The following is a 12,312-nucleotide window of genomic DNA, read 5'->3' as shown; positions in this document are numbered from 1 at the left end:
GGCTATGCGCATAGCCAATTGGAACGTCAATTCTGCTCGCACGAGAGCAGACCGCATGGTGGATTTCCTGCGCCGCCAGGATGTGGATGTTCTTGCCGTGCAAGAAACCAAATGCAAAGATGAGCAGTTTCCGCGCGAACGCTTTGAAGCCCTTGGCTATGAAGTGGCCCATTTTGGCCTCAACCAGTGGAATGGCGTGGCCATTCTTTCTCGGGTGGGGATCGAGGATGTGCATACGCATTTTCCCAACCAGCCCGGCTTTGCCAAAGATCCACTGGCACCCCAAAACCTTGAGGCCCGCGCCATCGGCGCGCTTTGCGGCGGGGTGAGGGTGTGGAGCCTATATGTGCCCAATGGCCGCGCCATTGCCGATCCTCACTACGATTACAAGCTGCGCTGGCTGTATCACCTGGGAGAATATATTGCCCAGGAATTAGGCACCCCCACGGTGCTGCTTGGCGATTTCAATATTGCGCCGCGCGATCAAGATGTTTGGGATATCCGCGCCTTTGATGGCCTGACCCACGTCACCGAACCTGAGCGCCAGGCCTTTGAGCATCTGCTCGATACTGGCCTGCGCGTGACTAGCCCCCTGGAGGGCTATAGCTACTGGGACTATAAGGCTGGGCGCTTTGGCAAGAATGAGGGCATGTTGATCGACTTCCAGCTTGCCAGCACCCAACTGGTGCCCAAGCATGCCTTTATCGACGTCGAAGAGCGAAGCGGCAAAGGCGCATCCGATCACGCACCGGTGGTGGTTGATTATGAGGTCAAGCGATGAACTGGCATATCGATATTGCCAATTGGCAAACCATCGGCTTGATCATCGATTACTCCATCAAGATCATCGCCATTGGTTTTGTGCCGGAAGGACGCAGGCCTAGTTCTTCTACCGCGTGGCTGCTTGCCATTTTGCTCTTGCCCTTCGTGGGCTTGCCGCTGTTTTTGCTGATGGGCAGCCCCTATATCAATCGGCGTCGCCACAAGGTGCAGTTAGAGGCCTTGGCGGAGATCCACGAGAAGCAGGATTCCATCCCGGATTTCCCGCCACACGCCAAGATCAACGATGAACTCGAATCGATGATTCGACTCAACCGCACCCTTACCGGCCTGCCCGCCGTCACCGGTATCAATCACGGCCTCTTGCCGGAATACGAGGCCTCGATCATGCGCATGGCCCATGCCGTGGATGAGGCTCAACACTATGTGCACGTAGAGATCTACATTGTGGCCTGGGACGATACCACCGATGTGTTCTTTAGAGCCCTCGAACGTGCCGTGCAGCGCGGGGTGAAGGTGCGCCTGCTCTTTGATCAGGTGGGTTCGTGGAAATACCCCGGGTACCGCAAATTGGGCAAAAGGCTCAGCGCCATTGGCGTGGAGTGGTATCTCATGCTCCCCTTGCAGCCTTGGCGCTGGCGTTTCCGCCGACCAGACCTGCGCAACCACCGCAAGATGCTCATTATCGACGGCAAATTGGGCTTCATGGGCTCGCAGAACATGATCGATTCCTCCTACCTGCTCAAGGGCAATATTGAGGCAGGCAGGCATTGGAAAGATGTGATGGTGGAGCTGTCTGGCCCGGTGGTTTCTGCCATGGACGTGGTCTTTGCCGTGGACTGGTACTTGGAATCCGAGGAGCTGCTCGATTCCGCCGAGCGCCCACCAAACCCCCAACTGCCCGAGCACAATAAGTCCGATGTGAATGTGCTGCAGCTTGTGCCTTCTGGCCCTGGTTATACCACCGAGCCGAATTTGCGCTTATTCAACTCCATCATCCACCACGCCAAGGAGCGTTTGGTGATGTGCTCGCCTTACTTCATTCCCGATGAGTCGATGATGGAGGCCGTGACCAGCGCCTGCTACCGGGGCGTGGAAGTTGAGCTGTATGTAAGCGAAAAGGGCGATCAATTTATGGTCAGCCACGCCCAGTCCAGCTACTATCAAGCGCTGCTGGAGGCTGGGGTGAAAATCTATCGCTACGCTGCGCCGACGGTGCTGCATTCGAAGTATGTGCTGGCCGATCCTGAGCGCGAAGCCGGCGGTGGCGCCGTGGGTGCGATGGGTTCTTCCAATATGGATATGCGAAGCTTTGGCCTCAACTATGAAGTGACCTTGCTCATGGCCCGCGGCAACTTGATTGATCAGCTCACGCAACTCACCGAAGAATATAAGCAAAGCTCAACGGTGCTCACTCTCGATGAATGGAATCAGCGCGGCATCGTTCGTCGATATGTCGACAATATTATGCGCTTGACCTCCGCACTTCAGTAGTGCAGCATCTTTTCAAGTGAGAAAGAAAACGTTTCCAACACAGCAGTTTTTTCCTGCTCTGCTGATTACTCTTGGCCTCGCTGCCACCTGGTCTGTGCCCGCACTGATCAACGAAGCAGTCCCCACGGCCACCGAAGATCCTTCCTCCACCCTCGAAGTGGAATCACCCACAGCCACCGTGAAATTCACCCCACCGAAGGGCTGGCGCGTTGAGCACCAAACCGCGGCAAGTGATATCACCATGGTTCACAGTGACGGCTCCACCATCGACGTCGAGGTGGTCAGCAACGTCAAGGACTTTGATAATTCGGCGCGCAGAAAAGCAGCCGAGCTTGACCGTGCCGGTGTGGCTCTTGCCTATGACGGCGAGCCGATTGAGACGGCCCAAGGCCTCAAGGGCCGAAGCTGCATTGTGTTCCGCGCTGCTGATCAGCACGGCGGCGAGTGCGGCTTTGTGGAAAAAGATGGCGAGATGGTGCTGGTATATAACCTTGCTGCCGACCCAGACAACGCCCCCGATATCGAGCCGCTGATCGATTCCATCAGCATTCAAAAGGAGGCATAATGCACGAATTTTTCAGACCACAAGCCTGGACCTGGTGGGTATTCGTTGTCTCCGTCGCCCTCGGCACCGCCGGGGTAAGCATCGCCGTTGCCCAATCCTTCCAAGCCGCAAGCGAATCGCTGTGGACCATCGCCCCGCTGTTCGCCCTCACACTCGCAATTTTTGTGGGCATCATTTTGCTCAGCGATCCCTACCGCAGCCGCAGACCCTGGGTGCTGCTATTGGCCATGATCTTCGGCGCCACGGTCCCCACCTGGCTTGCCATCCACGCCAATGAGCACATTGTCAGGATCACCGCAGACCTCTTGCCCCAAGGCGTAGGCGCTGCCTGGGGCGCTGCAGCAGCAGGGCCAACCAGCGAAGAATGGTCGAAGATGCTCGGCGTGTTCCTGGTCATGCTCATTGCCTCAAACACGATGCGCCGCCCCATGCACGGCCTACTTGCCGGTGCCTTCGTTGGCCTGGGATTCCAGATCTTTGAAAACGTCTCCTACGCCGCCAACCTGGCCACCGCCGATGCCAATAGCAACTTGCAAGGCGCACTCGGTGTGACCATCCTGCGTAGCCTGGTAGGCATTGCTTCGCACTGGCTATACACGGGCATCATTGGCGTGGGCGTTGCCATCGCCTTGGGCCGAAGCATCAAGCAGCGCTCGCTGCCGGCTCGCATCGGCGCCTTTATCGGCTTCTTCCTGTTGGGTTGGGGCCTGCACTTTATCTGGAATGCGCCTCTAGGCGAAGACTTAGGCATTGTGCTCATGGCCATCAAGATCATCATCTTCTTAGTCATCTTCTCCTTCGTGGCTCGTTATGCCTTCAAAGAAGAACGCAGCTACCTTGAGCAGGCAAGCACCCACCTCACCCAACCAGCACCTGCCGTGGCGGCCGCGATTGCACCACGCAGGCAGCGTCGAAAAGCTCTCAAGGGAAGCGATAAGAAGCAGGTTAAGCGCGAGAGGAAGCAATACCTGGATCAGCTTCAGGCACTCGCGCACTAGCCAGGAACGCGATGGCGCTCATCAGCACCATGCTCAAGGCCATCGCCAACGCCATATTGCCGCCGATTCCCACCAACATGGTGGCGATTCCCGCAACGAGGAATTGCACAAAACCCATGAGGGAGGAGGCGGCTCCTGCATATTCACGCACCGCATCCGTGCCCATAGAAAAAGCATTGCCCATCACCATCGGGATGGGTGCCACGCAGAAAAACAGGGCGGGGAAATACAAGGCCGGAGCCATGCCCAACAGGGTGATCGCCACCAAGGCGATATTGGCCAGCAACAACACGCCCAGGCCAGCGCGCAGCAAAGTGGTTTGGCGGAAGCGATCAATCAAACGGTTATTCAGCAAACCGGTGAGCATCAGCCCCAAAGCATTGCCCGCAAAGCAGAGGGTGTAGATGTGCACGCTAAAGCCCATCACGTCTTGGATCACGAAGGAAGAGGCGGAGATGTAGCTGAAGATGGAGCCGAAGCCGAAAGAAAAAGCCAGAAGCATCTGCACAAAGCGGCGATTGGCCAGCACCGTGCGGAAATTCGCTAGCACCGGGCGGATGCGAAGCGGGGCGCGCTCGTGACGAGTCTCAGGAATACCGCGCCACACCACCAACACCTGCAAAGCAGAAAAGGCCACCAGCACCCAAAAGATGCCGCGCCACCCAATAGGCGAAGCCAGAATGCCACCAAGGACCGGCGCTGCCACGGGGGCGACGGATTGAATCACCATCATCAAGGTAAACGCCTTCGCGGCTTCTGCCCCGCGGGCAAGATCAGGCACGATGGCGCGTGCCAACACCACGCAGGCACCAGAACCAATACCGTGCAAGAGGCGCGCGGCAACCAGCACACCAATAGCCGGGGTCACAGCACAGACGATGCAAGAAATGAGGCTTAATACCGCGCCCACAAGCAAAAGGCGCCTTCGGCCCAAGGCATCAGAGATGGTGCCCACCACGAGCTGGCCTACGGCCATGCCCACCATGAAAGCCGTGAGCGTGAGCTGCACGGAACTTTCGGGGGTACGCAGATCCCTTGCCAATGCCGGCAATGTGGGCAGATACATGTCGATTGCAAATGGTCCCGAGGCCATGAGCAGGGCAAGGCCTGCAAGAAGGCCGGTGCTAATCCTTGATTCGCGCAACAACGCCACCTTTCAATAATGGGGAGTGTTCCACGCTACTCCTTAGGGCATGTAAGAATATGAAGCGGCATGGATGAAATATCGCTCACACGCTTGGGGCAGGCGGCACTCTTCGGCGCGCTGCTTGCTTGCCTATGCGCCATGGCGTTTTGCCTCGGGGTGTTAAGCCAAAGCCTCGGCACCCTCTTTAGCGATACCAGCCGCGAGCTGCTCGCGCGGCCCCAAAGCATGGTCTTTGCCCTGCTCCTCGGCATTGTGGTGACGATCGTGCTGCAATCATCCTCCCTGGCCTCAGTACTCATTGTGAACCTGGTGGCTACTTCGCAACTGCCCACCCAGGTGGCGATCGCCGCGATCTTTGGCGCCAATATCGGCACAGTGCTCACGCCTTTGCTGCTCAGCCTGGTGCTTCGTTCTTCCGCTGCTCGCGCCGTGGCTTGGCAGCATGCCCTGTTTAATCTCGCCGGCGCGGCAACGCTGCTGCCCATCGAGCTGCTCTTTCATCCGCTCTATCACCTGGCAAGCTGGATTGCTCAGCCCGAAACCCCGCACGCAGTTCTAGAGCTTTCCATCGGCACCAGCGCCAACCCCTTCGCCATGGCCTTAAGCCTCATTGCGCTGGTAGCGGCGATGTTTGCTGTGCGCGCCATCGCCGCTCGGCTGTTGCGCGGAACCGGACATACGCTGCACGTTGGCGATACCACCGGCGTGGCCCTAGGTGTGCTCAGCACGATGTTCTTGCAGCTTTCAGCCGCCACCATCGCGTGTACTTCTGGGGTGGCGGCGTCGGGAGCCCTCGATGCCAGGCGAAGCTTGCCTATCGTCCTAGGCGCCAATATTGGCACCACCTTCACCGCCGTATTAGCAGCACTGGCGCTTGAAGGCCCGCTCAGAGAAATCGCGCTCGTGGTGGCCTTGGTGCATCTGCTCTTTAATGTGATGGGCACGCTGTTGGTGCTGCTGATTCCACCGATCCGAAGCCTCTTGGTGCGCGTGGCTAAGGTCTTGGCTGCCTAGGTCTTGACTGCCTAGGTGTGGGCTAGCCCAGCATCTTGGTAGCCCAGGCGCGTAAATCCGGCCAGGCCTGCGCAAAGGCGGGCAGCAAGGCCAATGATGCGACCTCACCTGCTGGCACCCAACGCAGCTCAAAGGATTCCTCATTGGCTGCCACCTTCAGCGCCTCTGGCGCCAGGCCAAGGACCGTGGTGTAGCTCCAATCGCCTGCTAGATCCGGGCGAAGAGGATCGGCGGGAAAAGGGCCTGCGGTAATTTTCGAGCCCAGCACTGCATATTGGGTTGGGTGGATGCCTGTTTCCTCGAAGGCTTCACGCCCGGCTGCTTCTTCTGGGGTTTCCCACACATCGCGGGCACCGCCTGGAAGCGCCCAGGTATTTCCTTGGCTGGTCCACGCGGCCCTGTGCTGCATGAGCACACGGAATTCGGGATCGTCTTGGTGGATGAGGAAAAGCCCGGCGGCACCATAGCGACCCCACATACGCATGCCTTCTGGTCCTGCTGCCCATCCATTGCCTTCGCCAGCCATAGCACCCCATGGTAGCTGCTAAATTAGTTAGCACAATTGTCACATCACGGAGGTTTTCGGATGGAGGATCACTCGACGCTTCGCACGAAGCTTCCTGCGACGTCCTTCAGCCCTGTCGCCGCGGTGGATCAAGATACCGAGGATCATTGGCTCGATCGCATCAGTGCACACCGTCGCCAGCGCCGTAACCGCTGGCAGCAGCTTTGGTACGACTCGGTCAAATACCCAAAGGCCTGGGCTCAGAAGCTTTGGCGCTACCTCACCACCACTCCCGGCAAAATGACGTCCGTTGTGGTGCTATTGACGGTGGCGATGGTGGTTGCTGGTGTGACCATGGCCCAAACCGCAGCCCAACGCCGTGCCGAGCTCGACACTTTGGTCAATAACACCGAGCCGGTGAGCTACCTTGCGCACACCCTGTACTCGGATTTATCCCTGGCAAACACCTTGGCCACCGTCAATTTTGTGAATTCGGCGGAAAGCTCCGATGGCAGAAGGCAGCAGTATAACCAGGCGCTTCAAGATGCAGCAGCGGCCGTGGCTTCCACCGCCGGCGGCATGAACGATAGCGAAGGCCGCCCCATGGAATTGGTGGGCACCATCTCCCAAAAACTGCCGGTATATGCGGGTTTGGTAGAAACGGCCCGCGCCAATGCGCGCCAGGGCAATCCCGTGGCGGTGGCCTATATGTCTGAGGCTTCTACCTTGATGCGTGAGCAGATCCTGCCTGCTGCCTCAGAGTTGTACACGCTCACCGGCGAAACGGTGACCGAGGAACAGCACCATGCCTCCCGCCCGCTTTTGATTCCCTTAGCGGGCCTCGGCCTTACCCTTTTGGCGCTGGTACTGGCCCAATTATGGCTTGCGCGCACCACGCGCCGAAGGCTCAATGCCGGATTTCTGGCCGCCACGGTGTTGCTCGGCGTTGTCACTACTTGGTCGGCTGCGGCTAGCATCGTCACCTGGCAAGCGGGGGTTCGCGGGCATGAACAGGCCATTGCCCCCATGGAGGCGCTTACCGACGCCCGCATTAAAGCCCAACAGGCCCTGTCTTCGGAAACGCTCGCATTGGTTCGCAGGCAATCGCTACAAAACTCGGAACAAAGCTTCGATGCTGCATTGAGGCACGTCGATAGTGCCCTGGAGGATTTTTCCTATTCCCCTCTGGCAAAAGACAATGAGGCCTCGATTGATCAGGCCCGCGAGGCCACCGTGCAGTGGTCAAGGGAGCATGCGCGCATTGCCGAGGCAATCAGCACCGGCGACTTCGATTCCGCATGGAACGCCACGAATGAACGCGACCAAAGTTTTGAACAGCTCGATCAAGCGCTTGCCTCCATCATCAGCGATACGCGAAGCGCCACCCGCTCCTTTATCGAGCGCGGCATCGTCGCATCTTCGCTGCTGAGCCTTGGTGTGCTCATCATGACTGGCCTTGCCATCATCGCCGTGTGGGTTGGTATTCGCCCCCGACTTCAGGAGTACCTCTAATGCGCCGCATGTTGCCACTGCTGCTTTGTGCCCTAGCGGCCTGCGCTGCCCCAGAAGCGCCCTTGGAAGAAGCACCCACTCCCCCGGCTGCCCTGCCGCTACCGGAAGGCGCGGTGGAAATCCCCGCCTCCGAGATCCGCACCCACGAGTTAATTACCTCGAATCTTCTGGGTTCGCTGCGGCCGAATGAGCAAGACATTCCAGAGATTAAGCAACGCGGGCGCTTGGTTGTGGGCGTGGATCAATCCCAAAACCTTTTAAGTTTCCGCGACCCGGCTACCGGCGAACTCAGCGGCTTTGAAATCTCTTTAGCCAAGGAAATTGCCCGCGATATTTTTGGCGATCCCAATAAGGTCGAGTTCCGTTTTGTGGATTCAGCCTCGTGGATTCAATCGCTTGAAGATCAAGACGTAGACTGCGTGATTCGCTCAGTCTCTATTACCCGAGACCGCCAAGACCAGGTCTTCTTTTCTACCCCCTACCTCACCGGCGATACCCAACTGCTAAGCGAGCGCAATTCCGGCATCGAGCAGGCCGAAGAGATTGGCCAAGGCACCGTGTGCGCCGCCGAGGGGGCTACTGGTGTGCAGCGCATTGCCAAAGCCGCTCCCGATTCCACTTTGCTCATTGTGCGATCCAGCGCTGATTGTTTGCTTGCCTTGCAGCAAAACCAGGCCGATGCCATTGTCTCGGATAACACCATTTTGTCTGGCATGGTGGCCCAAGATCCCTTGACGCATATTGTGGGCGATCCTCTTGCGCAAGAAAGCTACGGCGTTGCCTTTGCTAAACCTGGTGCGCGCCATAACACCGAGGGGCTTATCCGTCAGGTAAATGCCACCTTGGAGCGCATTTACCGCGATGGCACTTGGGAGAAGATGTATGAAGAGTGGTTCGGGGCCTATCTTCCAGCGCAGGAGCCACCCGCGCTGAATTATCGAAAGGAGCAGCCATGACAGAGCCACATACCGAGGCTGTCCCCTTCGACCCCTTTGCGGATGATGAAGATGATCTCACCGGCATCGTCGCCGAGCTACAGCCTGAAGATTATCGCGCGCAGGTAGGCATTCGTGCCCGAGAGCAGGCGCTTTCTACTTTCCGCAGCCAGAGCAAGGAAAGCCACTCCGATCGCACGGTGGCGAATGGCATGGTCACCTTGCCTTTTATTCCGCTGATTCCGCTCGAAGATGCGCTCAAGGAGCCGGGCGAGCCAGCCCCGCAGCTCAGCGCCGGCGATGTGGTGGCCGGGCAGTATGAGATCGCCGGTGTGATCGGCCACGGTGGCATGGGCTATATCTACCTGGCGAATGATCGCAATGTTTCCGGGCGCATGGTGGTGCTCAAGGGCATTCGCGCCCAGGCCGAGGCGCAGCAGATCGGCGCCGCGGAGGCCGAGAGGGAATTCCTGGCAAGTATTAGCCACCCGGAAATTGTGAAGGCCTATAACTTTGTCGACGATCCGCGCGTGGGCGGGCTGATCGTCATGGAGTATGTGCCAGGGCCTTCTTTGAGCTCCCAGCAACAAAACCAGGAAAACGGGGTATTTTCCCTCGATGTTGCCATTGGCTACATCCTGGAAATCTTGCCGGCCTTGGAGTATCTGCATTCCCGCGGTGTGCTCTATAACGACCTCAAACCAGACAATATTATTCTCACCGAGGATCAGGTAATGCTGATCGACTTGGGTGCGGTTTCTGGCATTGGTGCCTTTGGGTATATCTACGGCACGAAGGGTTTTCAGGCGCCGGAGGTGGCCACGGAGGGACCGTCGGTAGCTAGCGACATCTTCACCATCGGCCGCACGTTGGCCTCGATGGTGGTGCACATGCCAAAAGAAGATGGGGTAATGCAAGATCTTCCGACCCCGGATGATGAGCCTCTCTTTGCGCACAATATGTCGCTGTATAGGCTTCTAAGGCGCGCCACTGATCCTGACCCAAAGGAGCGTTTCCAGGATGTGCGCACGCTGGAAACCCAGCTCTATGGGGTGCTTCGCGAGTTCCTGGCCGTGCATCGCGATGAGCAGTTCCCGGCGCAACATTCGCTCTACTCTCCGCAGCGTTCCACCTTTGGCACCAAGCACTTGGTCTACCGCACGGACCAGCTTATCGACGGCATTGAGCGCAGCGTCAAGATCACCAGCGAAGAGATCAATGCGGCCTTGCCGGTGCCGCTGCTTGATCGCAGTGATCCCGGTGCGAGTTTGATTAGCGGCTCGTCCTATTCGGAGCCCTCGGAGGCTTTGGAAACGATGCGCCAGGCGATGAATCAGGAGGAGTTTGCTACCTCTAAGGAAATTCCGCTGGCCGTGGTGCGTTCCCTGCTTGACCTTGGTTTTATCCGCGAGGCACGCTCCTGGCTAGAAAAGCTCGACTCCACCATGGATACCGATTGGCGCCATATTTGGTATTCGGGCATCACCCATTTGCTTCTCGACGACTACGCCGGCGCCCAACACGCCTTTAACGAGGTATATAACGTCTTGCCGGGCGAGCCCGCCCCCAAACTTGCACGCGCCGCGGTATCGGAACTGCTGTTGCAGGATAGGGGCAAAAATAACACCAAGTTGCTGGACTCTTCGGTGGCGCTTGCTGCCGCGAACCTTGAGGGCGAAGCAATTGCCGAGGTGGGTGGCACGTGGAGGCATCTGGCGAGCAAGCCGGAGATTTTGCGCTTTAAGGCGATCTATCTTTATGCCTTGGTGTGGAAGACCAATCCCACCACTGTGTCTTCTGCTTTTGGTTTGGCACGCCAGTTGATGGCCGAGCAGCAGGTGGATATGGCTGTGGCCACGCTCGATTCCGTTTCTCCTGCCTCTACGCACTATCGCATGGCGGAGTTGACCGCGATTCTGCACTTGATCAGTGGTGAGCTCACTGAGTCTCGTATCCGCAGGGCGGCACGAAGGATCGAGGCGATTCCTAATAATGAGGCTCGCTTCTTGCAGATCAAGGTTGCCGTGCTCAACGCAGGGCTCAATTGGCTGCGTGAGCATCAACTCGACGCAGCCGCAGCCGCCAGCGATTTGCTTGGTTACCCCTTTACCCAGCGTGGTTTGCAGGTTGGTTTGTATGAGTCTTTGCGCACCCTGGCTCGAAGTGCCCCGAATGCCCACCATCGCTATGCCTTAGCCGATATGGCCAATAAGGTCCGCCCGATGACGTGGTTCTAGGGAGGTATCGGCCCGCCCGGCAAGGTGGTGACGCTGTGTTTGCCTAGTTCCCAGGTCACTGCGGCGTGTTCGTCGATGGAGCAGTGCACTTGCTTGGAGGTTTTGAGGTTGTGGTGGCGCCGGCAGAGCATCTGGGCATTTGCGGGTGTGGTTTTGCCGCCTCGGTCGAATTCCACCACATGGTCAATATCGCAGGCGTACTCGGGCACCTGGCACCCTGGGTAGCGGCAGTGCCCATCGCGGCCGGCAATATAGGCGCGCATCTTTGGGCTAAAGCGATAGGCGTTGGTGGCCTCGTCGCGCTGGAGAAGGCGCCTAGCTGCATGCTCGCGCAACCAGGTCGCCTCAACGTGGCTAAAGCGCGCCCCGCTGGCGCGGCAGAGCTGCCCAGCAGTGTTTTCATAGATATTGATGGTGACCTTGCCGCCGATGAGCGCTAAGAAGATCTCGCCTAGGGGCTGTTCGCTCGATGCAGATTTTTCTCTGAGGGTTTGGCGTATGAGTTCCGCGGTGCCGGAGCTGGTGATTACTCCGATAGCGACGCGACCATCACCATTGGATCGGGTCCAGATTTGGTCTTCTTCTTCCTCGACCGGGGTGGGCACCTCGACTAAACCGGCAATAAAGGCACGGATTTTCCTTGGAGAAGGAATGTCTTCGTTTTCTACCCTGGGGGTGAGGAAATCTGCCAGTGCTTCGTCATAGGACTCGGCATCTTCTACGAAATTTAGCGCCGAGCTAATGGCAAGGATTCTACGCATATCCAAATGCCAATAGCGCCGGAACACTGCCATGAGTTTGGGCATGTGTTGAAGTGTGTACACCGCTAAGAAGCGGTTTAACACAGCCTGATCGCTCATGCCTAGGCTTGCCCCAACATCGCGGGCTTCCCATTCCCAGTTGGTGCCGGCAACCTCTGGTGTGGCTTGTTCCCACATGAGGTATTCATAGCGGCGGATAAACGCGCCTTGTTGGGCGAGCTCATCGTCGAAATCGCAAATCTTGTAGTTTGCCTCTTCTTGCATCATCCACCCCCTTGTCGTTCATACGTTCTAACACAACCTTAAGCCCCCACCCCCAACCGCACAAGGGTTTTTTAGAACATTTATTCGATATTTACTTCCT

General features: G+C 57.9%; 11 protein-coding genes. 8 read left to right on the top strand and 3 right to left on the bottom strand.

Annotated elements, in window-relative coordinates; translation table 11 throughout:
- Positions 1–4: 4 nt before the first annotated feature.
- Genes CPPEL_RS01410 through CPPEL_RS01395 form a run of 4 tightly spaced genes read left to right on the top strand, consistent with a single transcriptional unit; the run spans position 5 to position 3,837 of the window.
- Positions 5–781, top strand: a complete 777-nt coding sequence (locus CPPEL_RS01410; RefSeq protein ID WP_123959452.1) for an exodeoxyribonuclease III — start codon at positions 5–7, stop codon at positions 779–781.
- Complete coding sequence (cls, locus tag CPPEL_RS01405) at positions 778–2,274, top strand: cardiolipin synthase (RefSeq protein WP_123959450.1); 1,497 nt, start codon at positions 778–780, stop codon at positions 2,272–2,274. Before CPPEL_RS01410 ends, cls begins: the two co-directional genes overlap by 4 nt.
- A 16-nt stretch (positions 2,275–2,290) precedes the next feature.
- Positions 2,291–2,839: a hypothetical protein gene (locus CPPEL_RS01400; protein ID WP_123959448.1), complete on the top strand. Its 549-nt coding sequence runs from the start codon at positions 2,291–2,293 to the stop codon at positions 2,837–2,839.
- Complete coding sequence (locus tag CPPEL_RS01395; RefSeq protein WP_123959446.1) at positions 2,839–3,837, top strand: PrsW family intramembrane metalloprotease; 999 nt, start codon at positions 2,839–2,841, stop codon at positions 3,835–3,837. The genes CPPEL_RS01400 and CPPEL_RS01395 overlap by 1 nt, the downstream gene beginning before the upstream one ends.
- Here CPPEL_RS01395 and CPPEL_RS01390 read toward each other — a convergent pair.
- Positions 3,785–4,990, bottom strand: a complete 1,206-nt coding sequence (locus CPPEL_RS01390; RefSeq protein WP_245990471.1) for a multidrug effflux MFS transporter — start codon at positions 4,988–4,990, stop codon at positions 3,785–3,787. The genes CPPEL_RS01395 and CPPEL_RS01390 overlap by 53 nt on opposite strands.
- Positions 4,991–5,050: 60 nt before the next feature.
- On the opposite strand from CPPEL_RS01390, the gene CPPEL_RS01385 reads away from it, so the two are divergent.
- The gene (locus CPPEL_RS01385; RefSeq protein WP_123959444.1) at positions 5,051–5,998 is read left to right on the top strand and encodes a Na/Pi symporter; all 948 of its coding nucleotides are present in this window, start codon (positions 5,051–5,053) and stop codon (positions 5,996–5,998) included.
- Between the two features lie 22 nt (positions 5,999–6,020).
- Here the strand turns inward: CPPEL_RS01385 and CPPEL_RS01380 are convergent, their stop codons facing one another.
- On the bottom strand, positions 6,021–6,524 hold the full coding sequence (locus CPPEL_RS01380) for an NUDIX domain-containing protein (protein ID WP_123959443.1): 504 nt from the start codon (positions 6,522–6,524) through the stop codon (positions 6,021–6,023).
- A 60-nt stretch (positions 6,525–6,584) separates the two neighbouring features.
- On the opposite strand from CPPEL_RS01380, the gene CPPEL_RS01375 reads away from it, so the two are divergent.
- From CPPEL_RS01375 to CPPEL_RS01365, 3 genes are read left to right on the top strand one after another with little or no spacing between them, the layout of a single operon-like run.
- A complete protein-coding gene (locus CPPEL_RS01375; RefSeq protein ID WP_123959441.1) occupies positions 6,585–8,015 on the top strand; it encodes an MCP four helix bundle domain-containing protein in 1,431 nt (476 codons plus the stop codon).
- Positions 8,015–8,971, top strand: a complete 957-nt coding sequence (locus CPPEL_RS01370) for a glutamate ABC transporter substrate-binding protein (RefSeq protein ID WP_123959439.1) — start codon at positions 8,015–8,017, stop codon at positions 8,969–8,971. The genes CPPEL_RS01375 and CPPEL_RS01370 overlap by 1 nt, the downstream gene beginning before the upstream one ends.
- Positions 8,968–11,187, top strand: a complete 2,220-nt coding sequence (locus tag CPPEL_RS01365) for a serine/threonine protein kinase (protein WP_123959438.1) — start codon at positions 8,968–8,970, stop codon at positions 11,185–11,187. Before CPPEL_RS01370 ends, CPPEL_RS01365 begins: the two co-directional genes overlap by 4 nt.
- Here the strand turns inward: CPPEL_RS01365 and CPPEL_RS01360 are convergent.
- On the bottom strand, positions 11,184–12,215 hold the full coding sequence (locus CPPEL_RS01360; protein ID WP_123959436.1) for an HNH endonuclease signature motif containing protein: 1,032 nt from the start codon (positions 12,213–12,215) through the stop codon (positions 11,184–11,186). The two genes, CPPEL_RS01365 and CPPEL_RS01360, sit on opposite strands and share 4 nt — an antisense overlap.
- Positions 12,216–12,312: the final 97 nt, after the last annotated feature.

It is taken from the genome of Corynebacterium pseudopelargi, assembly GCF_003814005.1.
GTDB lineage: Bacteria > Actinomycetota > Actinomycetes > Mycobacteriales > Mycobacteriaceae > Corynebacterium > Corynebacterium pseudopelargi.
Note: the sequence above shows the minus strand (reverse complement) of the source record. Positions and strands in the feature narration are given on the sequence as shown.